Below are 23,718 nucleotides of genomic sequence, written 5' to 3' on the forward strand. Positions count from 1 at the left end.
TCACCATGAGCTCTTGTCGTAGTCCTTCAAGAAGATGCCGAACAGGTCTTCGCCGTCCTCGCCGCGCACGATGGGGTCATAGACCCGAGCCGCACCGTCGACGAGGTCGAGCGGCGCATGAAAGCCCTCTTCTGCGAGTCGCACCTTGGTGGGGTGGGGGCGCTCATCCGTAATCCAGCCGGTGTCAACGCTCGTCATGAGAATGCCGTCGGTCTCGAACATTTCGCGAGAGCTGGTGCGCGTCAGCATGTTCACGGCAGCCTTGGCCATGTTGGTGTGCGGATGCCCGGGTCCCTTGTAACCGCGACCGAAAACGCCTTCCATTGCCGACACGTTGACAATGTATTTGCGTCGCGCAGTCGAGGCGGCCATCGAAGGACGCAGCATCGAGATCAGCACAAAGGGAGCAGTCGTGTTAGCGAGCTGAACTTCCAACATCTCGAGCGGATCAACCTGATCGACATGCTGGGTCCACGAGTTGATTGAGTCGAGATCGGGAACGAGCCCGCCAGCATCAATCGCCGTGCCCGCAGCGAGACGTTCGAGCGAACTCGAGCCGGCTGTCATGGCCTGTTCGGTCAGTTCTTCGGCGCGCGTGGCAGCGGCGGCCAAGATCGGATGCGCCGATACCGACTGCGCGAGGGCCTGCGGGTGCGGGTCGTTGGTGTGGCCAAAGGTCGTGAGCTCGGGCAACGGGCCATCGGGCAGCGGAGCAAGCTCACCATCCACGAGAGGCTGGTAAGCACCGGGGGAGCGGCGCACCGTCTGAGTCGCATTGTTGATGAGGATGTCGAGCGGCCCCTGCGCCGCAACGGACTCGGCCAGCCCGATCACCTGGGCGGGGTCGCGGAGGTCGATTCCGACCACGCGAAGGCGGTGCAGCCAGTCTGCCGAGTCGGGCAGGCTCGAAAAGCGACGAACGGCATCCCGCGGAAAGCGGGTCGTGATGGTGGTGTGCGCGCCATCCCGCAGCAAACGCAACGCGATGTACATGCCGATCTTGGCGCGACCACCCGTGAGCAACGCACGCTTTCCAGTGAGGTCAGTGCGGGCGTCACGCTTGGCGTGATTGAACGCCGCGCAGCTCGGGCAGAGCTGGTGATAGAACGAATCAACGGTCGTATAGGGCTGCTTGCAGATGTAGCAGGGGCGCGCCTTGATCAGTTCGCCCGCCGTCGGAGCTTCAGTGTTCGTCGAAATCGGGATGCCGCGAGTCTCGTCGTCGATGCGGTCGGCAGCGCCTGTGGCAGTTGCCGCAATCACTTCGCGGTCGGCGTCGGCGATGGCGGCGCGTTTCTCGAGGCGGCGCTCTTTCTTGACGGCCTTGAACATGGCGGCGGTAGCGCGGCGCACTGTCACAAAGTCGGGGTGCTCCTCGTCCATGCCTGCCATCTGGCTGAGCACTTTGAGAGTGGTTTCAAGCTCACCGGGATCCACAACGGCGGGGTCATGTTCAGGGAGATTGCTGGAATTAAGCACACCCGATTCTACCCGCGCCGGAAGCCCCGTTTGGCTCGTACGGGAGCGTACGAGCCGTATGCTGGCGGAATGATCCTCAGCGTCGTGCTCGCCCTCGCCGGCTCCGTGTTTTACGGTGTCTCAGACTTCTTCGGAGGCTTGAGCACTCGACGCTTGCAGGTCGTACCCGCGACCACGATCATCCACGTCTTCGCGACCGTGTCTCTCCTGATTGCGATGCTCTTTGTTCCCGTGCGTTTCGAACCGGGTGCCCTGCTCTGGGGCGGCGTCTCCGGCGTGGCCGCCATCGTGGGGTTGCTCACCTTCTACGCTGCCCTTGCGGATGGCCCGATGAGCTTGGTCGCGCCTTTGATTGCGGTCGTGGGCGCGGTGGTTCCGGTCGCGTTTGCGGTTATTGCGGGCGAGCAACTCCCAGCGCAAGCGTGGATCGCCATTGTGCTCGCGCTCGTCAGCGCTCTGTTGGTGTCGGTCACTCGATCAGATTCTGCTGCGCGGGTTCGCCCCCGCACCGTCGTGGTCAGCATTGTGTCCGGTGTCAGCCTCGGTGGTGCCCTCATTGCTCTCGACCATGCCCCGGAATCCGCGGGGCTCGCTACCGCGGTCGTCGAGATTGTGGTTGGGCTTGCCGTCATGCTCCTGCTGCTTGCTTTCACCCGGCTGAGTGCTCCGCTGCACGACTTCTTCGCCCAGTTCGATCACCAGCCCGAGGGCGGACCCGTCGTGAGTGTGAGCCGGGCACGCATTCTTGCCGCCGCCGGTGGTGTGCTCGTTGGGGCATCCAATGCGTTCATTCTTTTCGCTCTCCAGGCGGGAAGCTTGGCGGTTGTTTCGGTGCTCGTGAGCTTGTATCCGCTCGCCACAATTGTGCTCGCTCGCTTTACACTGCACGAGAAGGTCAGCCGTATTCAGCTTCTCGGAATGCTGCTCGCCCTCGTCGCTTCGGTGATGCTCGCGCTCAGCTAGCGTGCTCAGAGGGGTGCTGACCCGGCTACGGTGGAACAATGGCCTCACTTCTGGATGCGCTTCCGACGCCCTTTGACGCAGACGCAACCTATGACGCTTTCGTCGGGTGGGCATCCGATCGCGGATTGACTCTCTATCCTGCGCAGGATGAAGCTGTCATCGAGCTCGTCTCGGGCGCGAACGTGATCCTCTCGACCCCCACGGGCACCGGCAAGTCCCTCGTGGCTATTGCCGCTCACGCCATCGCGCTGGCCCAGGGCCAACGCACGTTCTATACAGCCCCGATCAAGGCGCTGGTGAGCGAGAAGTTTTTTGCCCTCGTCGAGGTATTCGGGGCCGAAAACGTCGGGATGGTCACGGGAGACTCGTCCGTCAACGCCGATGCGCCCATCATTTGCTGCACGGCAGAGATTCTTGCCAACCTTGCTCTTCGTGAAGGGGCGGATGCCCGGGTCGACCAGGTAGTGATGGACGAGTTCCACTTCTACGCCGACCCCGATCGCGGCTGGGCGTGGCAGGTGCCGCTGCTCATTCTGCCGAACGTGCAGTTCGTGTTGATGTCGGCCACGCTCGGCGACATGCAGCCGTTGGCGGATGATCTCAGCCGTCGCACGGGCCGCGAGACGAGCCTCATCACCGGTGTGGAACGTCCTGTTCCCCTGCACTACTCGTGGGCGCTCACGCCGATTCACGAGACGGTCGAAGATCTTCTCTCGACGGGCCAGACCCCGATTTACATTGTCCATTTCTCGCAGGCCGCAGCGTTGGAGCGTGCCCAAGCGATGACGAGCCTCAAGGTAGTGACGCGCGAGCAACGCGACGAGATCGCTGATGCCATCGGTGACTTCCGTTTCACGACAGTGTTCGGCAAGACGCTGTCACGCCTCATCCGCTCAGGCATCGGCGTGCACCACGCCGGCATGCTGCCTAAGTACCGTCGTCTCGTCGAACAACTGGCCCAGCGCGGGCTGCTACGCGTCATTTGCGGAACCGACACTTTGGGCGTCGGCATTAACGTGCCCATCCGCACCGTTCTGCTCACCCAGCTCACGAAGTACGACGGAACGCGGATGCGCCAGCTCACCGCTCGCGAATTCCACCAGATCGCGGGCCGAGCGGGTCGTGCCGGTTTTGACACCGCCGGTACGGTGGTTGCTCAAGCCCCCGAACACGAATCTGACAACGCCAAGATGGTGGCCAAAGCGGGAGACGACCCCAAGAAGCTGCGCAAGCTCGTGCGCAAGAAAGCTCCCGACGGGTTTGTGACCTGGAGCGAAGCGAGTTTCAACCGCATGATCGCCGCCGAGCCAGAACAGCTCACGAGCAACATGCGCATGAACCACGCCATGATCCTCAACGTGATCGCCCGCGGGGGAGACGTCTTCACCAACGTGCGCACTCTTGTAGAAGACAACCACGAACCCCGAACCAAGCAACGTGAACTGGCGAAGCAAGCGCTGGCGATCTACCGCACCCTGCGCACCGCTGAGATTGTCGAAGAACACCGCGTCTCCGACACCATGATTGTGGATGGCGAAGAGGTCGAGAGCTTCGACGAACGCATTGAGATTCGACTGACCGTTGACCTGCAGGCGAACTTCGCTCTCAACCAGCCGCTCTCGCCGTTTGCTGTAGCCTCCTTCGACCTGCTCGACAAGGAATCACCCACGTATGCGCTGGACATGATCTCGGTGCTTGAAGCGACGCTCGATAACCCGCGGCCGATTCTGTCGCAGCAACAGTTCATGGCGCGCGGCGAGGCTGTCGCAGCAATGAAGGCCGAAGGCATCGAGTACGACCAGCGCATGGAACTGCTCGAAGAGGTCACCTGGCCCAAGCCGCTTGAAGAACTGCTTACGGCCGCCTTTGAGATGTACAGCGCAAGCCAGCCCTGGATCGGCGATTTCGAACTCAGCCCCAAAACTGTCGTGCGCGACCTCTACGAGCGGGCCATGACCTTCGCTGACTTCGTCGGTTTCTACGGTCTTGCGCGCAGCGAAGGTCTCGTGCTGCGGTATCTCTCCGATGCCTACCGAGCGACCCGTCAAACGATTCCGGATGATGCCAAAACCGACGAACTTCTCGACCTCATCGAGTGGCTCGGCGAACTGGTGCGCCAGGTCGACTCGAGCCTCATCGACGAGTGGGAGGCCATGACGAACGGCGTCGACTCCGCTACCAGCGGCGAGCCAGTGCTGCCGCCAACTCCGGCATCCGTTGTCACCAATGGACGGGCCTTCCGCGTGCTTGTGCGTAACGAAATGTTCCGCCGAGTGCAGCTCGCCGCCCGCGACGATGCGGTCGCACTCGGTGAGTTGGATGCCGCAGCCGGCTTCGATGAGGAGGCATGGGGCGAGGCGCTCGACCGCTACTTCGACGAGCACGACACCATCTCTGTGGCGGGTGACGCGCGCGGCCCCGCCATGATCGCCATCACCGAGGAGCCAGGCCAATGGCATGTGCGTCAGATCATTGAAGACCCCGCGGGCAACCACGACTGGGCGATTACTGCGACGGTTGACCTCGCCGAATCTGCCGTTGAGGGTATTGCTGTGGTTCGCGTGACGGGATTCACCCGTCTTGATTAGCGGTGGCTCGGCATAATCGCGCCCAGTTCGGTGTTGAATTCTTCTATGCTCCGCAATCAGCGTTTCGTTCTCGTTGTCGCGATTCTCGCGTCCTTTGTAGCGTTTCTCGACGGCTCTGTCATTAACGTTGCCCTTCCGGCGATCAGTGCTGAGTTGGGCGGTGGGCTGAGCACGCAGCAGTGGGTTGTCGATGCGTATCTCATTACGCTCGGTTCCCTGATTTTGTTGGCTGGTTCGCTCTCTGATGTGTTCGGTCGCATTGTGATTCTGCGCGTCGGGCTCATTGGCTTCGGGGCCGCATCGCTGTTGATCGCCGTGGCGCCCACCGCTGAATTTTTGATTGCGTTCCGCGGGGTTCAGGGAATCGCGGGAGCTCTGCTGGTTCCGAGCTCGTTGGCACTCATCATGTCGTCATTCCGGGGTGCAGCCCAAGCCGCCGCAATTGGCCAATGGACCGCGTGGACGAGTGCCGCATTTCTTGTTGGCCCCGTTCTTGGTGGGCTCTTTGTTGACCTTCTGAGCTGGCGCCTCGTCTTCGCCATCAATGTGATTCCGATTGCTGTGACGCTGTGGATGATCGTGCTACTCGGCCACAAAGACGAACGTAAAGTGAACACCCGCATTGACTTTCTCGGTGCTGCTTTGGGAATCGTGGGTCTCGGCGGGCCCGTCTTCGCCCTCATCGAGCAAGGAAATTTCGGCTGGGACAGCCCTGTGGTCTTTGTGCCGTTCACGGTCGGCATCCTGAGCCTCGTTGCTTTTCTGTTGTGGCAGGGCAAAGCTCCGCATCCCATGTTGCCGCTCGAGCTCTTTCGCCACCGCAACTTCAGCTGGGGGAATATCGCCACGATGTTCATTTATGGCGGCCTCGCTCTTGGCGGTTTCATCGTCGTGATCTACCTGCAAGAGGTGGCCAACTATTCGGCGACCTTTGCCGCGCTCGCGTTTCTGCCGTCGTCGATCGGCATCATCCTGCTGTCCTCGTACTTTGGTCGGTTGAGTGGCCAGTATGGGCCTCGCTGGTTCATGACGCTCGGGCCGCTCTTGGGCGCCAGCGGCTACATCACGTTCCTGGGTATGGGAGAGACGGTCAATTACTTCACCGAGGTCTTGCCGGGCGTGCTTCTCTTCGCCGTGGGCATGTCGATGACCGTTGCTCCACTCACGTCAGCCATCTTGGGGGCGATCTCCGCGGAACAGGCGGGCATCGGTTCTGCCGTCAACAATGCCGTGTCCCGCATCGCCGGGCTCATCACCGTCGCCCTCGTCGGTGTGATCGTCGTGGGGCCGCTTGCCCCCGAAAACTTTCACCGGGTTGTCATCGTGATGGCATCGCTGCTGTTCGCCGGGGCGCTGGTGTCGTTCCTAGGCATCCGCAATCCTGCTCCGACGGAGACTCCCATTCCGGATGCTTCTCCGCCGCTGGCCTGAGCTGGCTTCGCCCACCCGAGCGGAGCGCGAGGCGCGTGTTAGCGGAGTTGCGGCGCTGAGAGCAGCAAAAGCACCACGCTGATCAGCGCGGCGACGATGCTGAGCCGAAACAGCATCCGCTTCATAACGTTGCGGATGATAAGCGTCAGGCTCACCATCGCAATCGCGAGTATCACGGCGGCGCCCAGGAGGCCGACCGCCGTGGGCGGGGTGCCAGGACCGAACACGATAGCGAGAGACGCTGCGACAAGGCTGACGGCAATAACGACTCCGGATGCAGCAGAGCCAAGGTAGTGTGGCAACCCTCGCACCCCGGTCTCTCGGTCGTCGTCAAGATCGGGCAGCACATTGCTGAAGTGAGCGGCAACACCGAGAAGGGCACCGGCGACAATTACCCACGCTGCGGCGAGTTGTGGCGGCTGGCCAGAGAGAGTCACGATGGCGGGCAGTGCGCCGAAACCGATGATGTACGGCACGACGGAGGCGATGGTTGATTTGAGCCCGAGGTTGTAAAGCCAGCCGCTCGCGAGAAACACCCCATGAGCCAGAGCCGCAAGGGGGCCAAGCGTCAACGACAGCCCGACGGATGTTGCGGCCGCGATGATCGCGATGGTCGCCACGAGTTGTGACGATACTTCGCCGCTCGCGATCGGCTTATCGGTGCGTCCCGTCCGGCGATCCCGTGCCGCATCAAGCCAGTCGTTCGAGAGGCCAACGGAGAGTTGGTTAGACAAGATCGTGACGGTCATTACAGCCACGCGCCATCCGTCAAGGCCGGCACCCCACGCTAACGCGCACGCGATGAGCGTCACCGCAACGGTTGGTCCCGGGTGGGTGGACCGGGCAAGGGCACGCAACATGAGGCAAGAGTAGCGTTTGGCAGAGTCGTGATGCTTACTCACAGACATTGTGACCTATGTTGATTCTGTGAGTGATGTTTTTGATGCTTCGGTGCTTGCCGCCAAGCTGCCAGGTACGTGGGCGATTGCCGCGACCAATTTTCCGATGTGGCTCGATGGCACCCGTCACAATCCTGAGTTCACTTATGAGCCTGCAGAGGGCGATGAGCTCACGCTTGCCGACACGGTGAGCTACACCACTCGCGCGGGCGAAACCAAGACCATCGTGGGCACAGACCGCCTCCAGGGAGACGAGTTTGTGTGGCGCGGTCAGGGCTGGCTCAAAGTGCTGACGAGCCGCTGGCAGGTTGTGGGGGCTGATGATGCCTTCGACACGGTTGTCTTGCGGTTCTCGCGTTCCCGGCTCACGCCTTCGGGAATCGACATCATTACGCGCAAAGACGTTGAAGTTCCTGACGTGCGCACGACGGTCGCGCACGCCACAGAAGAGTTTGGTCTGACTGCCGAAGACTTTGCCTCCCTCACGTGGCTTTCTTAACCCCGATTTTCTGATCCCGGGTACCATCGCAGCATGACGAGTGCGCGCCGAGTCCCCGCGTTTGCGGTCGCACTGGCTGTTTCGTTCACTCTCGTGGGCTGTACGGCGACGTCACCGTCTGCTGTGGTGCCAGCACCCACTTTTGCGCCACGCGTAACGCCCGTGCAGGTCGATCCAGTCGCGCAGTATGCGAGTGATCGACTGTCCACGATGTCACTGCGACAAAAAGTGTTGAGCATGCTCATGGTCCACATCCCCGGGGTTTCTCCGGCCGATCGCATCAGCTCTGATTTTGCGGATGTCGGCGGCTTTATTCTCATGGGCGATAACATCCCGAGCACGCTCAGCCAACTCACCGCAGATACCGCTGCTCTCAGTGACGAGTCGGGCTTGCCTGTTTTGGTGGCCACCGACCAGGAGGGCGGAATCGTGCGTCGCGTTCCGACGGATGACGCGGCATCTGCTCTCGAGCTGCGCGATCGTGACCCGCAAGCTACCTTCGACGCCTTCGCCCAACGTGGTGCCCTGCTCGAATCGGTGGGGGTATCGGTCAATTTCGGAATCGTCGCCGACGTTCCCAGCGATCAGTCGAGTTTCATCTACGAACGTTCATTTGGCAGTACTGGAGCGGAGGCGGGCGCGCGCGTTGCTGAGGCCGTTGAGGGTGAATCGCCCATCCTTTCTACGCTCAAACACTTTCCGGGGCATGGTGCAGCCGAAGGGGATTCGCACACGAGCATCCCGACAACGGCACTGTCGTATGACGACTGGAAATCCACTCACGCGGTGCCGTTCGAGGAGGGTATTGCTGCTGGCGCCCCCTTGGTCATGTTCGGGCATCTTGAATTCACCGCGGTCGACCAGGAACCGGCGACGTTCTCGGCTCGCTGGCACGAAATCTTGCGCGACGATCTCGGATTTGACGGGGTATCGATCACCGACGACATGGGCATGCTTGAGCGTTCAGGAGTAGCAGAATATTCGAATCAGGTCACCAACGCGGTGCGCGCGATCGAGGCGGGCAACACGATGCTGCTCTACGTCGGAGCTGTTGACGCCTCCGGTATCGTGACCGCCGTGTCGCACGCTATTGACGAGGGCGAACTCGATGAAGCCGTCATCGACGAGGCTGCGCTGAAGCTGCTTGAAATGCGCCGCGGCCTCTCCGGCGAGACCGGTCGCTTCGTGCACTGTCTAGCCGACTGCGTCACGATCGCAGGCTAACGAGCGACGCTCGCCTGCTCAGCTGCTAGCCGGTTGGCTTGTCGCCGACAATTTCTTCGTGAACGCGACGCACATCCTCCAGCAGCGAACCGATCAAGATCCAATGCTGCGGATGCGGCGTCAACACCGTGAGTGGAGCGGTGAGCGTGAGAAGTTCCCGCGTCGGCGGCGCGGTCTCCCGTTCGCTCGGTGAGCGGCCGCGCAGCCGCAAGTCGTGGGCGGCGCGTTCGAGTTCGCCCGCAATCGACAGCGCAACGGGGTCGGTTGCGAGGTCGGAATCGTAACGGTCGTGAATGGCACGCGCCATCCCGAGCGTTCGAGTGACGATCACAGTGAGCATTGCAAAGAGGTCGCGGTCGCGGCGCAGCATGCGGTGGTGTTTGCTGCGGCGGGGGTTCAACGTCAGGCTGTCTGTTCCCTTGCGAAGTGCCGCGGAGGCTGCGTCGCGAAGCTCTTTGAGGTGGCGCGAATCTGCCAACAACACCTCGAGTTCGGCATCCGTTTTGGGCACGCGAAGGGCGGAGGCTAAGGATTCGAGGGCCGCAGCGGTGTGCTTGGTCAGCAACGACACCGCGGTGTGGGCGGGGCTCACGATCACCGGGGCAACGATCGCGAGGTTCACGATGAGGCCGATCATGGCACCGATGATCGTCTCGATGATGCGGTCAACGGCATATTCAGCATTCTGGCCGCCGAGCGCGATCACGAGCATGGCGCTGATGGGAATCTGGTTGGCAGACCCCGCGCTGAGTTTCAACGCCCAAGCGACGACGACCGCGAGCACGATCACCATCAGAATGACCCAGGTTGAGTCTCCGAAGAGTTGCCCGGCCCCGAGAGCGATCACTACGCCCGCGACAACACCAATACTGCGCTCGAGGCCCTTTTCGATCGACTGCGTAACGCTCGGCTGCACCACGAGGAGTGCTGCGATCGCCGCAAAAATGGGCAGCGGTTGTTGCACGACGAAACCCGCGACGAGCCACGCGATTACGGCGGCAACAGATGTTTTGAGTACTTGCAGCAGCGGAGAACGACGCGCAATAACAAGCGTCGTTACGAACTTCACCGCGGTGTCTTTGCTTCCGAAATCGCATCGGCGGCGCGCACGAGTGCCAGGTGGCTGAGTGCTTGAGGGGTGTTTCCCGCCTGGCGATTGTTCACGGTGTCGTATTCCTCGCTAATGAGACCGACATCGTTTGCGAAGCCGACGAGACGATCCATGAGGGTGGTTGCGTCATCCATTCGGCCGGACGCAGCGTACTGCTCAACCAACCAGAAGGAACACGTGAGGAACGGATTCTCGCCATCAGGCAACCCGTCGACACCGCTTTCGGTGAGGTATCGCAACACGAGTCCGTCGGAGAGTAGTTCGTCTTCAATCGCCGCGACTGTTCCCAGCATGCGGGGGTCATCGGCGGCAAGGTAGCCGACCTGAGGGAGTTGCAGAAGTGAAGCGTCGACGCCGGTGCCACCGTAATACTGCGTGTAGGTGCCGCGCTCGGCATCCCACCCTTCGCGCTCGATTTCTTGGTAAATCTCTTCGCGGATCTCTTTCCACGTCTCGATGGGACCATCGAGTCCAAACTCTTCGACAGCGGTAATCGCACAGTCCATCGCCGCCCACAGCATCACGCGAGAGTGCGTGAAGTGACGTTCTGGCCCACGGATCTCCCAGATGCCGTTATCGGGGCGTTGCCAGTTGTCTTCGACGTGCGACATGAGCGCGCGCTGCAGGGGCCAAGAGAAGTCATTCTCGTGAACGCCAGAGCGTCGAGCGGCTTGGAGGGCCACCATGACTTCACCAAAGACATCGCCTTGAAACTGGTCGAAGGCGCCGTTGCCGACGCGCACGGGGGAAGCACCCTCGTAGCCGGGCAGGGAAGTGAGCTCGCGCTCCTCCAACCAGCGCTCGCCAGAGAGGCCGTACATGATTTGAACGTCGGCGGGGTCACCGGCGATGGCGCGGAGCAACCACCGGCGCCAGGCCTCGGCTTCGGAAACATAGCCGTGGTCAAGCAACACGTGCAGGGTGAGCGCCGCGTCGCGCAGCCAGACGTAGCGGTAATCCCAGTTGCGAGTGCCCCCGAACCATTCGGGAAGGCTGGTCGTGGCCGCAGCAACGATCCCTCCGGTGTCTTCGTGCGTGAGGACCCGCAGAACGAGAAGCGATCGTTTGACGATCTCGCGATACTGCTCAGTTGGTTCGCAGTGGGCAGACCAGTTGATCCACCACTGGCGTGTGGTCTCAAGCACGGAATCCACGTCGACGTCTGCCGGTGGATTGCGGTGCGCGGGGTACCACGTCATCGTCAGGTCGCGAATTTCGCCAGCACTCACGGTGAATTCACCGCGGTGAGTGTGGTCTGCGGAGTGCATCTCAACGCCGCGAGCGACAATGGCATCGGGGCCGGCAACGCCGATGATGGCGTGCCCGCCAGATTCGGGTGCCTGGTGCAACCACGGCAAAGCGGTGGCATAGCCAAAACGAATCAAGAGTTCGGCGTACATTTCTACACTGCCGCTGATTCCCCGCACACGGCGAATCACATCGGCCCGGCGGTTGCCGTGGGGCATGAAGTCGGTGACCTCAACTTCGCCGTCTTCTGTCACCCAGTTGGTGACGAGGATGAAGGTGTTGTCTTGGTACTTGCGCGTCGTTGTGACGGTGGCGGGGGCATCCACACTCGCTCGGGGAGCGACGAGCCAACGGCCATGGTCTTCGTTGCCGAGCAGGGCGCCAAACATCGACGCAGAGTCGAATCGCGGAAAGCACAGCCAGTCAATGCTGCCATCTTTTCCGATAAGGGCAGCAGTCTGACAGTCGCCGATGAGGGCATAGTCTTCGATTGGTAACGCCATTAGTCAATCATTGCAGCGTAGGGCGCCCTGTTCCTGCAGATCCACGCATCGTGCGTCAAAATTAACAAAGAATCTGACGCTAATCGTTGATGAGACCAAGTTCGCGTAGCTCAATAGCGAGGCGTGCACCGTCTGGCGCAAAACGCCACGGGATCGAGGAGGTTTCTTCGTCTTCGGCTGACCGGCTACGTCCACCGGCGAGAACTGCTTCACCGGCCGAGAGCTGGCGGATTGCGACGGCGGAAACGTTGTCGGGATGACTGCGAGCGAATTCGCCATAGATCTCTTCGTCATGTTGGCCGTCGTCGCCTACAAGGAGCCACTTCACGTTCGGAAACTCAGCGGCGAGCCGTCGCAGCTCGGCACGTTTGTGCTCAGCGCCGCTGCGGAACCATCGATCGTGGGTAGGGCCCCAGTCGGTGAGCAGCATTGCTCCCCGCGGGTAAAGATTACGACGCAAGAAACGGGTCAGTGTTGGAGCTACGTTCCATGCGCCCGTCGACAGATAGATCACGGGAGCAATCGGATTCGCCCGAGCAATCCGGTCATAGAGCACAGCCATCCCGGCAACGGGACGCCGGGCATGTTCATCGAGCACGAAAGTGTTCCATGCAGCAAGGAGCGGTCGGGGGAGCGCAGTCACCATGACGGTGTCATCAACGTCGGAGATCACGCCGAATGTCGACTTCGGGTCGACTATAAAAATGTGGGCGGTTGCTTGTTCCGCTCCGGACGAATCGAGAGTGGCCGTCTGCCAGCCAGGGCTGAGTGTTGCGTCTATCTGCACATCGATGACGCCGCCGCGACTGGGCGTGACCTCTATCTTGGTGCCGCCGATGGTCACCGTAACTACTTCGTCATCAACAGGGATGCTGAAGAAACTGCGCCAGCCGCGCACCTTCTCGGCACGCTTCTTGGACGTCTCCGTGCCCCGAGTCAATACAACGCGGCAGAGCACCCGAGCCCAACCGGGAGCACCATAGCTGCTGTACGGGATGATCGTGGTGGTTAGCCCGCGCTTGCGGCCACGACGTTCACGCCACCGGTGAAACGCATCCTCGATGCGGGCGGCTCGATGGAGAATCTCGCCCGCCTTGTTCGAGCGAGTGCTGGACGTGCTGGTACGAGCCATTAGTCCAGCCTAGGGTCACTCGTGAGGATCCGGAGTGCACCCGAGTTCTCGCGCTGTGCCTAATGCTGCGGCTCAGCCTGCAATTGTTCACTCAACGTTGCGGATGCGGTAACCACCGCGTCGACCAATAACCGGTCGCCGCGGGTGTGGGGGTCGATCCATTCGTCGATGGCGTCCTTGGCAACGATGACCGGCATCCGATCATGGATGTCGGCTAACGCGCCGGTTGCAGCCTGGGTCAACATGGTGGTCGTCAGGTGCCAGCGCGCGGGGTCGCTCGGGTCAGCAGTGGGATCTTTCCACCATGAGTAAAGGCCCGCGAAAAACAGGAGTCCTTCGCGGGGTGCAATGTAATAGGGAACGGGCTTCGCCCCGCTCTTCTGCGTTTCGAAGTATCCGATCGCCGGCAGCACGGCGCGCTGGCTGATCACCGCTGAGCGAAAAGTGGGTTTCTCGGACACTGTTTCGCTGCGAGCGTTGAAGGTCGGATACTTTCCGCGCAACACGGGGGAGAACGGGGGAGTGAGCCACCACTGCGCGAGCGCTGCACGGGCAATCACTTCTGACTCCGGGTCGTCACGGTCGCTCGCCGTCTTGAGGAGGATGGGGACCTGATCGGTCGGTCGCACAATCGGGGTGGCCAGCCAGTCAGCCTGCCATTCTTCAGGTGGTCTACCGGTCGACGAAACAAATTCGGTGATCATCTGGTTCACCGTGTCGTCCATCGCAAATCGACCGCACATATATGAATTTTACGGCTCTTTGCCAGAAAAAGTGAGCTTCTACCCCACGTAGAACAATCGTTCTAAAGGTTAGGATTGATCAGACACCGAGAAGGGGGCCATTGTGTCCGCACAAACAACCACCATTGAGATCGTGACTGAACCAGCAGTCTCGCTACGCAACGAGCCAGTGCAAGCACGCAGCACAGCTCGACTAACCGCACTACTTGATGCAGCAGCATCCATCGTCGACGAGGTCGGCATTGAGCGACTCACCACCGCTATGGTTGCCGAGCGCGCGGGAGCGTCGATCGGCACTGTTTACCGCTACTTCCCCGACCGCATCGTATTGCTGCAGGCTTTGGGATCACGCAACTTTGAGCGCGTGATGACTCGTATTACGGATGCGATCAACGACCCAGCCCACGCTGATTGGCGTGCAGCGCTGGGCACGGCGTTCGAATCCGTTATTTACACGTACCGCACCGAACCAGGTTTCCGCGGATTGCGCGTAGGAGACCAGCTCGACCTGCGCCCGCTGCCGAACGGCCGCACGCACAAGTCGCTGGTTGCTGAGCGCATCGTTGAAGCATTGTCTGCTCGTTTTGGCGTCGAGAACTCCGCGGCAACGCGCTTCACGCTTGAAGCGGCTCTCGAGATGAGCGATGCCCTCGTAGCGCGCGCATTCTTGATGAACCCGCAGGGCGATGATGAGTTCATCACGGTGAGCACGTCGTATGTTCGCGGCTTCATTGCGGAGAACATCGGCTGGTAGTTGCGTTCGCTTTATGCGAATTTGCCTTAGTTATGCCCAATCGGGAATGACAGCGGCTTCGAATACTGTTTAGCTAATAGTGCTGGCAAGTGTCGATCCGCGTAGAGGCGCGAGGAATGAGCCGAAATTATGATTGAATTTCGAGCAGTAACCAAGCGTTTCCCTGATGGGACCGTGGCCGTCGAGGACTTTAATCTCGTGATTCCGTCGCGAAAGATTACGGTCTTCGTCGGGTCATCGGGCAGTGGTAAAACAACGCTGTTGAGAATGATCAACCGCATGGTTGATCCCACGGATGGCGACATCGAAATCGATGGCGTCAGCATCATGAGCAAAGAACCGGTCGCTCTCCGGCGCAGCATTGGCTACGTCATGCAGAACTCCGGGCTCTTGCCGCACTTCAAGGTGATCGACAACGTCACCACGGTGCCGATGCTCAACGGAGTGCCCAAGAAGAAGGCACGAGAGCAGGCGCTCGAGCTCCTCGACACCGTCGGCCTGAGCCGCTCTTTGGCGGACCGTTACCCCAGCCAGCTTTCGGGCGGGCAGCAACAACGCGTCGGTGTGGCGCGCGGTCTTGCGGCCAACCCCAATATCCTGCTGATGGATGAGCCCTTCGGTGCGGTTGACCCGATCGTGCGTGCTGAGTTGCAGCAAGAAACCATTCGGTTGCAGCATGAGCTCGACAAGACGATCGTGTTCGTGACCCACGACATTGACGAAGCATTCTTGCTTGGCGATCAGGTCGTCATTCTTGAAAAGGGCGCCAAGATCGCGCAGGTCGGCAGCCCGACCGAGATCATGGCAGCACCGGCCAGCGAATTCGTCGCCAATTTCATCGGGACTGACCGTGGCAAGCGAGCGCTCACGCTCAAAAAGACCGCTAACGGAACAATTCTCGTCGACAGTGAAGGCCGCGGCGCCGGTGTTCTTGTAGGAGGGTCAGACCTAGCGTGACCTGGATCATCAATAATCTTGATCTGATCTGGGGCCTCACGCTCGAACACATTCGGTTGAGCATTCCGCCGATCGTTCTTGGGTTCCTCATTTCGATCCCCCTCGGGTGGCTCGCATATCGCTTCAAGCTCACGCGGGGCATCTTGCTGACCCTTGCCGGGCTGCTCTACACGATTCCCTCGCTCGCGCTCTTTGTGATCTTGCCACCGTTGTTGGGGATTCCTTTCTTGAGCGAGTACAACATCATGATTGCGCTCACGCTCTATGCGGTGGCCATCATGGCGCGGTCAGTAGCGGATGCTCTCGCCTCCGTCGATCCCGCAATTCGTCAATCTGCCACCGCCGTCGGTTTTGGCGGCTGGCGTAGATTCTGGACGGTCGACTTTCCGCTCGCCGGGCCCGTCGTGCTTGCCGGATTGCGCGTGGCAGCGGTCTCCACCGTCAGCCTTGTGACGGTCGGAATTCTGATCGGAGTCGAGAGCCTCGGTTATCTCTTCACCAACGGTTTTCAGCGTCGCATCATCGAGGAGATTTTCTCCGGCGTTGTCATGACTGTGGTGGTTGCTCTGCTTATCGACCGAGCCCTCGTGCTCCTCGGGCGCTTTCTCATGCCGTGGGCAACAGTGGCGAAGAAAAAGAAGCCTGTGCCTGAACCAGTGAAGGAAGGTGAACTCGTATGAACCTTCTAGTAGAAGCAATTCAGTGGCTCTTCTCACCGGAACGTCTTGGCGGCAGCAACCCCATTCCCGTTCGCGTCGAAGAGCACTTGTTCTATACCTTCCTCTCGGTAGTGATCGCCGCCTTGATCGCAGTGCCGTTGGGGTTCTACATCGGTCACACGGGGAAGGGACGCGAATTCGCTGTCGGGCTCTCTGGTGCGGCTCGCGCCCTGCCGTCCTTCGGTCTCATCCTGCTGCTGGTTCTGCTCTTCGGCGTGGCCCAGACTCAACTGCAAATTGCGGCCGTCACTGCATTCGTGTTGCTCGCCATCCCGTCGATTCTGGCTGGTGCCTATGCGGGCATCGAGGCTGTCGACCGCCGAGTCATAGATTCGGCCCGCGCTATCGGCATGACCGAGTGGCAAATCCTCTGGAAAGTGGAGGTTCCCCTGGGGCTTCCGCTGCTGATCGGCGGGCTGCGGGCGGCAACGCTGCAAGTCGTTGCCACTGCGACTCTGGCGGCCTACGTCGGCCTTGGCGGTCTCGGAATTTATATCTTCCGCGGCCTTCCCCTCCAGCGCTATGACGAGATGCTCGGCAGTGCCCTGCTGATTGCGGCGCTCGCGCTCGCTCTCGATGGAATATTCGCTCTGCTTCAACAATTCGCGGTTCCCCGCGGAGTTTCGGCTGGGCGTGCTAAAGATGTCCGAACGTCGTCACCTCGACGACGTCCGGTGGCAGCAAAAGTTGCCCAAGAAAGAAGAGGATAGAAATGTTCACAGCTAAGAACAAAGGCCGGCTCGCGCTTGGCGCCGCCGCGGTCGGGGTTGCAATTGCCCTGTCAGGGTGTGCAACTAGTGATCCCCTGGACACTGGATCGAGTGATGACAACGCCAGTAGCGACACCATCGTCGTAGGATCGCAGGCTTATTACTCCAACGAAATCATTGCGGAAATCTATTCGCAGGCACTCGAAAACGCCGGCTTCGACGTTGATCGTCAGTTCCAGATCGGCCAGCGCGACGCCTACCTTCCCGCTCTTGAAAGCGGCGAAGTCGACATCATGCCCGAGTACACGGGAAACCTTCTCCAGTTCTACAGCGCCGACACAACGGCTACCGCTTCAGACGAGGTCTATGCAGAGCTCGCTGACGCACTTCCTGAGAGTCTCACCGTTCTCGACCAAGCATCTGCTACCGACCAAGACTCCTACAACGTGACGGCTGACTTCGCCGCAGCGAACTCGCTCGTCACGCTCGCGGACTTGGCTGGCGTGAGCGACCTCAAGCTCGGCGGCAACGCTGAACTCGAAGAGCGCCCCTACGGACCTGCCGGTCTTCAAGACACGTACGGTGCAACCGTGAGCTTCACCGCCACCGGCGACACGACGGTTGATGCTCTCGTTGCGGGCACCATCAACATCGCAAACGTCTACAGCGCCGACCCGCGCATCCAAACCGAGAACCTCGTGAGCCTGACTGACCCTGAGGGGCTTTTCTTGGCATCCAACGTTGTTCCGCTGGTAAATGCAGATATCGCTGACTCTGTTGCTGACGTGCTCAACGCTGTGAGCGCCAAGCTCACGCCCGAAGGCCTCGTAGCCCTCAACGTTCAGAGCACCGTTGACAAGATGTCGTCTGACGACATCGCCAGCGCGTGGTTGAGCGAAAACGGTCTCAGCTAGCACTGGCCAAGCAACAACACCTAGCTGACTAGTTCAGCACTGCTGACTAGTTCAGCACTGAGGGGCGGATGCACGAGCATCCGTCCCTCTGCCGTTAACGATTATTCGCTGTCGTGATGTTCCATATGGCGTTGCTGAGAGCGGTGCAATAGTTTTTTGGCGACAAACGTGATGATGGCAAGCGCCGCCACAACGGCGACGAAAATATACCCCGCGTAATGCAACTGATCGAGGAGCTCCCGAAAGCTGCCAGCAGTGAGCGCGCCGACGGAGACGTAGCCGATTGACCAGATGCTGGTGGCAGGAACGGTCCACGCCATGAACGTGCGGTAACGCATGGTGCTCATGCCGACCGTTACCGGAATCAACGAGTGCAGCACGGGCAGAAAGCGGGAGATGAATACCGCGATACCGCCGCGGCGCCCAAGATAACGTTCGGCCTGAACCCAGTGCTGCTCGCCAATGCGCTTGCCGAGCTTCGAGTGCCTGATCTTTGGGCCGAAGAAGCGCCCAAGCGCGAACCCGACGCTCTCACCGATGAGGGCACCAACGATTACGACCGCGATGAGGATGGCACCCTCAAGAACGCTGCCCACTGCTGAGCTGGCGACTAAGACCACGGTATCGCCGGGCACGAGCAGCCCGACCAAGATCGAGGTCTCGAGCATGATCGCGACGCCCGCAAGGATGGTGCGCAGCACCGGATCAACCGACTGCACGGTGTCAAGAATGTAGCTCAGCGCATCGTTGACCCATTGGCCGATATCAACGCCGGCAGCGACGACTGCGGTGTTGAGGGCAAGGTAAGCAGGATCCACAGAATCAGCCTAGCGAGCCAAGCCGAAAGCAGACTGGCTATATGGTGCGAGCGAGGGCTACGAGCCGGGTGCGCCACTGCGCGAGACGGCCAGGCTTCTCCGCAACAGCTGGCCCTTCAACCCACTCGGAGACGATACGGATGCCGTGCAGAGCATTCACTACCCACACCTCGGTTTCGGCGAGTTCGGCCGGAGTCACGGCTTCTTCGTGGGTGTCGAGCCCGAGCGCCCGCGCCAGCGTGAGCACGCTGCGGGCGGTCACGCTGTCTACGCGGAGGAACTCCGCCGGGGGACCGCAGAGAATTTCGCCGCGCCACCACAAAATCGCACTGTACGCACCCTCGATAACGAAGCCTTCGTCGGTGAGAATGATCGCTTCGTCGGCGCCGTGAGCGCGAGCGCCAACCTGCAAGGCTCCGAGGGCGGGAATGTCCGGCCCTTTGACGCTGGGCTGGCTCCGAGGATCCTCCCCCGTGAAACTGATCGCCTTCGCTGAGCGGCGCAATTCGGGGTTGGCGCGCAAGCGCAGAAAGAGCTCGGCTCCGCGAAGCTCGACGCGCGGAAACCAGGCGCCAGCGCGGGGGAGAGCCGCGATCGCAGCCGTGAAGAATTTTGCAGCAGTTTCTTGCTGGGCAGCGGGCACGGCATCCAAGAATCGTTGCTGGTGAAGATTGAGGGCGAGCACTTTGCCGGAGTCGACGAGCCACGAATCGGCGACTGTCATGGGGGTTTCGGGCACGTCGTCGGGGGAAATTTCGAGGAGTTGGTCGTTCTGCCACCGGTAAATTGCGTCCGCACTCATAGGCTTAGGTTATGCGCTCTCGCGTTCTCATTGCTGACCTGCCGCGCTGGGTCGACCCCGCGGCGGTGTTTAGCGAACTCCTGAAGAGTGCCGATAGTGCGGCAGGCGCAATCTGGCTCGACAGCGGAGTGAGCGCGACGACCGGTCGCAGCTACCTTGCGCTCTCGCAGCGCGCCGTGCTCAGCACTGACCTCACGGAACCCGTTTTCGACTGGATGCAGCGCGAGTTCGCCGTGCCCGACGTCGATGTGTCTTCCGCACCAGAGGGTTTCTGTCTCGGCTGGGTTGGCTGGCTCGGCTACGAACTGCGGGGCGAGTCGCTCGGCGTTCCCATCACTCAACCAGCCGAGACCCCGGATGCCGCCTGGCTGTGGGTAGACCGCGCTCTGGTGTTCGACCACACGTCTCAGTCGCTCAGCCTGTTCGCTCTCGGCGAGAGCTGGACATCGGAGCTCGCGCAGTGGCGCGACGACATGGCGGCGCTTGTTGCCGCGGCGGGTGAAGCAGACCATCCCGCGGTGCCGGTAGTGCCTGCAACCGCACCGCAGGCACACTCACCACGCTCCGCGACACCGCCGCCGAGCGCCATCTGGCGCGATTCCGATGCTGACTATCTCGCCATGATCGCAGCCTGCCAGAGCGCAATAACTGAGGGCGATGCCTACCAGTTGTGTCTCACGACGAGTGTGCACGTCGATGAGGTCGCTGATCCTGCGGGCACTTATCTGGCGCTCCGCGCCGCGAACCCGAGCCACCATGGCGGATTTATGCGGGTGGGGGAGACCGCGCTGCTGAGTTCGACTCCCGAGCAGTTTCTCTCTATCGACCCGAGCGGGCTAATCGAGACTAAGCCAATTAAGGGCACGCGCGGCCGCGGCTCCGACCAGAGTGACGACGACCGGCTCGCCGCCGAGCTACTCGCGAGCGACAAAGAACGCGCCGAAAACCTCATGATTGTTGATCTCATGCGCAACGACCTTGGTCGCGTCTGTGAGGTCGGCTCGGTGACGGTGCCGAAGCTGTTCGACGTAGAAAGTTATGCGACCGTGCACCAGCTGGTGAGCACCATCCGGGGTCAATTGCGGCCTGATGTGAGCGCTGTCGATGCCATCAGGGCGTCGTTTCCGGCTGGATCGATGACGGGAGCGCCCAAACATTCGGCGACGCTCATTCTCGATTCTCTTGAGCGTGCCCCGCGCGGCATCTACTCGGGCGTCTTTGGGTACGTGGGGCTTGACGGTTCCGTTGACCTTGCTATGGTCATCCGCTCCATCGTGATGGATGCCCGAGGTTCCACGATCGGCGCCGGCGGTGGCATCACGGCTCTCTCGGTGCCAGCGGAGGAGCTGGCCGAGGTCAAGTTGAAGGCGGCTGCACTGCTACGAGTGCTCGGTGTTCCGGCCGACTGAGCGGCCGCGCATCCGCTCTCAACCACAGCGAACCACCGGTCTACCGTGGGGCTGTGTACTGTGAGAGACGTCAACTCATAGACAATGGAATTGCCCGACACTTTTTGGCCCCCTCGAGCGCGGCCGTGAGTTGGGTAATCTTAGATCTTCCCTGTAACGAATTGAGAGTGTTTACGTGACTGAGCAGCCCAACTTTGCTGGTGCACACGATGACCGCGATGGTGCCTCGGACTACGATGTAGCCGCCATCCACGCCAAGTGGCAAGCCAAGTGGGAAGAGCTTAAGCCGTTCGCGACGAGCGACCCGGAAGACAAGCGTCCGCGCAAGTACATTCTTGACATGTTCCCGTACCCCTCGGGCGATCTGCACATGGGTCATGCCGAGGCGTATGCCTTTGGTGACATCGCGGCACGCTACTGGCGTCAGCGTGGTTTCAACGTTCTGCACCCCATCGGCTGGGACTCCTTCGGTCTCCCCGCCGAGAACGCCGCCATCGAGCGCGGTATCGACCCTCGTGGCTGGACGTACGACAACATCGATCAGCAGAAGAAGAGCATGAAGCTCTATGGCGTTTCCTTTGACTGGGATCGCGTTCTGCACACGAGCGACCCCGAGTACTACAAGTGGAACCAGTGGCTGTTCCTCAAGATGTACGAAAAAGGTCTCGCGTACCGCAAGGATTCCTGGGTCAACTGGGACCCGGTAGATCAGACTGTTCTCGCGAACGAGCAGGTTCTGGCTGATGGCACGTCCGAGCGTTCCGGCGCCGTCGTTGTCAAGAAGAAGCTCACGCAGTGGTACTTGAAGATCACCGACTACGCCGACCGTCTGCTCGACGACCTCAACCAGCTTGAGGGCGCCTGGCCGTCGAAGGTTCTTACGATGCAGCGCAACTGGATAGGCCGCTCGGTCGGTGCGGATGTCGACTTCGAGATCGAAGGTCGTGACGGTAAGGTTACGGTCTTCACCACGCGCCCCGACACCCTCTACGGTGTGACCTTCTTGGTCGTCGCCCCTGACGGTGACTTGGCTGCTGAACTTGTGGAGAACGCCAGTGACGATGTGAAGGCGTCGTTTGCGAGCTACCTTGAGCAGACCCAGAAGCAGACTGAGATCGAGCGCAAGGATGCCGGTCGGGAGAAGACTGGTATTCCTCTCGATCGCTTTGCCATCAACCCGGTCACGGGCGAGCGCATCCCGATCTGGGCTGCCGACTATGTTCTGGCTGATTACGGTCATGGCGCGGTCATGGCTGTGCCTGCCCACGACCAGCGCGACCTTGAGTTTGCGATCAAGTTCGACCTGCCGGTGCGTGTCGTACTCGACACAAATGCGCCGATCACTGGCCTGATTCCCGTTCTCGAGCTCGATGAAAACGGCATGGCTATCCTCCCCGATGACCTGCCGCCGCTGAACCCGCGCGAGACGGGTAAGTCGCTGCAGGGCGATGGCCGCATGATCAACTCGGGCCCTCTCGATGGTCTGAGCAAGAACAATGCGATCAAGAAGATCGTGGAGCAGCTTGAGGCTGCTGGCACCGGTCGTGCTGCAAAGACGTACCGTCTGCGCGACTGGCTGATCAGCCGTCAGCGCTTCTGGGGAACCCCCATCCCGATCATCCACGGTTCGGATGGCGAGCTGATTCCGGTTCCCTTCGACCAGCTGCCTGTTGAACTGCCGTCGACGGAGGGTCTCGACCTGAAGCCGAAGGGCAAGTCGCCTCTCGCCGCAGCCGAAGACTGGATCAACGTTGAAGACCCGCGCGATGGCAGCCCTGCCCTTCGCGACGCTGACACGATGGACACGTTTGTGGACAGCTCGTGGTACTTTTTGCGGTTCTTGTCGCCGAATGACTCTGAGCAGGCCTTCGACCCGGCAGAAGCAGAAAAGTGGGCTCCGGTTGACCAGTATGTCGGTGGCGTTGAGCACGCGATCTTGCACTTGCTGTATTCGCGCTTCATCACCAAGGTGCTCTTCGACCTCGGCTACGTCAGCTTCACCGAGCCCTTCAGCGCGTTGCTGAACCAGGGCATGGTGCTCTCTGAGGGCAAGAAGATGTCGAAGCGCAGCCGCAAGGCTGTCACGTTCTCTGGCGAAATCGCCGAGCACGGTGCCGACGCTCTGCGACTGACGTTGGCCTTCGCTGGCCCGCCTGAGGAGAACATCAACTGGGAAGACGTGTCGCCTGCGGCATCACACAAGTTCCTGGCTCGCGCGTTCCGTGTCGTGCGGGATGTCACGAGTGCTCCCGAGATCGAGTGGAAGACCGGCGACACCACGCTGCGTCGCGCCACCCACCGCTTCCTCGCCGATGGCCCTGGTCTCGCCGAGTCGCTGAAGTTCAACGTGCTCGTCGCTCGCATCATGGACCTCGTCAACGTGACGCGCAAGACGATCGACACCGGTGCCGGCGGCGGCGACGCTGCAGTGCGCGAGGCTGCCGAAGTCATCACCATCGCGCTCAGCCTGTTCGCGCCCCACACGGCAGAAGAGATGTGGGAGAAGCTCGGCTACGAGCCCACCGTTGCACTCGCCGGCTGGCGCAAGGCCGACCCGTCTCTCCTCGTTGAGGACTCGGTCACGGCCGTGGTTCAGGTGGATGGCAAGGTGCGTGACCGCCTCGAAGTCTCGCCCAAGATCGATGGTGCCGATCTCGAAGCCCTCGCCATGGCGTCCGAAGCGGTCAAGCGCATCGTCGGCGACCGCGAGATCGTTAAGGTCATCGTGCGTGCTCCCAAGATCGTGAACATCGCGACTCGTCAACAGCCGACCGAAGGCTAAAAAGCTCCACACTTACCGCTAAGCGCGTCCCGA

The 23,718-nt window shown here is 61.0% G+C and carries 20 protein-coding genes; 12 read left to right on the top strand and 8 right to left on the bottom strand.

Features of this window, described 5'->3' with window-relative positions; genetic code table 11:
- Nucleotides 1–1,479 carry an SDR family oxidoreductase gene (locus I6E60_RS07280; protein WP_197179512.1) on the bottom strand — a complete coding sequence of 493 codons (1,479 nt, stop codon included), beginning with the start codon at nt 1,477–1,479 and terminating at the stop codon, nt 1–3.
- Between the two features lie 69 nt (nt 1,480–1,548).
- Here I6E60_RS07280 and I6E60_RS07285 point away from each other — a divergent pair, with 69 nt between their 5' ends.
- Genes I6E60_RS07285 through I6E60_RS07295 form a run of 3 tightly spaced genes read left to right on the top strand, consistent with a single transcriptional unit; the run spans nt 1,549 to nt 6,461 of the window.
- Nucleotides 1,549–2,442: an EamA family transporter gene (locus I6E60_RS07285; RefSeq protein ID WP_197179514.1), complete on the top strand. Its 894-nt coding sequence runs from the start codon at nt 1,549–1,551 to the stop codon at nt 2,440–2,442.
- 38 nt (nt 2,443–2,480) lie between these two features.
- Nucleotides 2,481–5,030 carry an RNA helicase gene (locus tag I6E60_RS07290; RefSeq protein ID WP_197179515.1) on the top strand — a complete coding sequence of 850 codons (2,550 nt, stop codon included), beginning with the start codon at nt 2,481–2,483 and terminating at the stop codon, nt 5,028–5,030.
- A 45-nt stretch (nt 5,031–5,075) separates the two neighbouring features.
- Entirely contained in the window at nt 5,076–6,461 is a 1,386-nt protein-coding gene (locus I6E60_RS07295) for an MFS transporter (protein ID WP_197179517.1), read from the top strand.
- Nucleotides 6,462–6,499: 38 nt separating this feature from the next.
- Here the strand turns inward: I6E60_RS07295 and I6E60_RS07300 are convergent, their stop codons facing one another.
- Nucleotides 6,500–7,321: a UbiA family prenyltransferase gene (locus tag I6E60_RS07300; protein ID WP_231601155.1), complete on the bottom strand. Its 822-nt coding sequence runs from the start codon at nt 7,319–7,321 to the stop codon at nt 6,500–6,502.
- A 67-nt stretch (nt 7,322–7,388) separates the two neighbouring features.
- Here I6E60_RS07300 and I6E60_RS07305 point away from each other — a divergent pair, with 67 nt between their 5' ends.
- Nucleotides 7,389–7,859, top strand: a complete 471-nt coding sequence (locus I6E60_RS07305) for a hypothetical protein (RefSeq protein WP_307784417.1) — start codon at nt 7,389–7,391, stop codon at nt 7,857–7,859.
- A 33-nt stretch (nt 7,860–7,892) separates the two neighbouring features.
- Nucleotides 7,893–9,083 (top strand): glycoside hydrolase family 3 N-terminal domain-containing protein, encoded by a 1,191-nt coding sequence (locus tag I6E60_RS07310; protein ID WP_197179518.1) that lies wholly within the window; start codon nt 7,893–7,895, stop codon nt 9,081–9,083.
- A 25-nt stretch (nt 9,084–9,108) separates the two neighbouring features.
- On the opposite strand, the gene I6E60_RS07315 is transcribed toward I6E60_RS07310, so the two are convergent.
- The 4 genes from I6E60_RS07315 to I6E60_RS07330 form a co-directional block, all read right to left on the bottom strand.
- Nucleotides 9,109–10,152, bottom strand: coding sequence for an FUSC family protein (locus I6E60_RS07315; protein WP_197124327.1), 1,044 nt, complete (start codon nt 10,150–10,152; stop codon nt 9,109–9,111).
- Nucleotides 10,149–11,945 (bottom strand): glycoside hydrolase family 15 protein, encoded by a 1,797-nt coding sequence (locus I6E60_RS07320; protein ID WP_197179519.1) that lies wholly within the window; start codon nt 11,943–11,945, stop codon nt 10,149–10,151. Before I6E60_RS07320 ends, I6E60_RS07315 begins: the two co-directional genes overlap by 4 nt.
- Nucleotides 11,946–12,024: 79 nt before the next feature.
- Nucleotides 12,025–13,077, bottom strand: coding sequence for an App1 family protein (locus I6E60_RS07325; RefSeq protein WP_197179520.1), 1,053 nt, complete (start codon nt 13,075–13,077; stop codon nt 12,025–12,027).
- Nucleotides 13,078–13,136: 59 nt separating this feature from the next.
- Nucleotides 13,137–13,820, bottom strand: coding sequence for an SOS response-associated peptidase (locus I6E60_RS07330; protein ID WP_197179521.1), 684 nt, complete (start codon nt 13,818–13,820; stop codon nt 13,137–13,139).
- A 103-nt stretch (nt 13,821–13,923) separates the two neighbouring features.
- Here I6E60_RS07330 and I6E60_RS14660 point away from each other — a divergent pair, with 103 nt between their 5' ends.
- The 5 genes from I6E60_RS14660 (at nt 13,924) to I6E60_RS07355 (ending at nt 17,874) form a co-directional block, all read left to right on the top strand.
- Entirely contained in the window at nt 13,924–14,574 is a 651-nt protein-coding gene (locus I6E60_RS14660; protein ID WP_197154646.1) for a TetR/AcrR family transcriptional regulator, read from the top strand.
- 129 nt (nt 14,575–14,703) lie between these two features.
- A complete protein-coding gene (locus I6E60_RS07340) occupies nt 14,704–15,531 on the top strand; it encodes an ABC transporter ATP-binding protein (RefSeq protein WP_197124337.1) in 828 nt (275 codons plus the stop codon).
- Nucleotides 15,528–16,211 carry an ABC transporter permease gene (locus I6E60_RS07345; RefSeq protein ID WP_197124339.1) on the top strand — a complete coding sequence of 228 codons (684 nt, stop codon included), beginning with the start codon at nt 15,528–15,530 and terminating at the stop codon, nt 16,209–16,211. Before I6E60_RS07340 ends, I6E60_RS07345 begins: the two co-directional genes overlap by 4 nt.
- A complete protein-coding gene (locus I6E60_RS07350; RefSeq protein ID WP_197124341.1) occupies nt 16,208–16,960 on the top strand; it encodes an ABC transporter permease in 753 nt (250 codons plus the stop codon). Before I6E60_RS07345 ends, I6E60_RS07350 begins: the two co-directional genes overlap by 4 nt.
- 2 nt (nt 16,961–16,962) lie before the next feature.
- Nucleotides 16,963–17,874, top strand: a complete 912-nt coding sequence (locus I6E60_RS07355) for an ABC transporter substrate-binding protein (protein WP_197124343.1) — start codon at nt 16,963–16,965, stop codon at nt 17,872–17,874.
- A gap of 101 nt (nt 17,875–17,975) precedes the next feature.
- Here I6E60_RS07355 and I6E60_RS07360 read toward each other — a convergent pair whose 3' ends face one another.
- Nucleotides 17,976–18,638 (bottom strand): DedA family protein, encoded by a 663-nt coding sequence (locus I6E60_RS07360; protein ID WP_197125227.1) that lies wholly within the window; start codon nt 18,636–18,638, stop codon nt 17,976–17,978.
- A gap of 91 nt (nt 18,639–18,729) precedes the next feature.
- Nucleotides 18,730–19,494: an aminotransferase class IV gene (locus I6E60_RS07365; protein WP_197179522.1), complete on the bottom strand. Its 765-nt coding sequence runs from the start codon at nt 19,492–19,494 to the stop codon at nt 18,730–18,732.
- Between the two features lie 11 nt (nt 19,495–19,505).
- Between I6E60_RS07365 and I6E60_RS07370 the strand changes: the two genes are divergently transcribed.
- Together I6E60_RS07370 and leuS are read left to right on the top strand one after the other, a co-directional pair.
- Entirely contained in the window at nt 19,506–20,903 is a 1,398-nt protein-coding gene (locus I6E60_RS07370) for an anthranilate synthase component I family protein (RefSeq protein ID WP_197179523.1), read from the top strand.
- Nucleotides 20,904–21,078: 175 nt separating this feature from the next.
- Nucleotides 21,079–23,685 (top strand): leucine--tRNA ligase, encoded by a 2,607-nt coding sequence (leuS, locus tag I6E60_RS07375; RefSeq protein WP_197179525.1) that lies wholly within the window; start codon nt 21,079–21,081, stop codon nt 23,683–23,685.
- Nucleotides 23,686–23,718 lie beyond the last annotated feature (33 nt).

Origin of the sequence: Salinibacterium sp. SWN167 (assembly GCF_015864665.1) — a bacterium.
Taxonomy (GTDB): Bacteria; Actinomycetota; Actinomycetes; order Actinomycetales; family Microbacteriaceae; genus Rhodoglobus.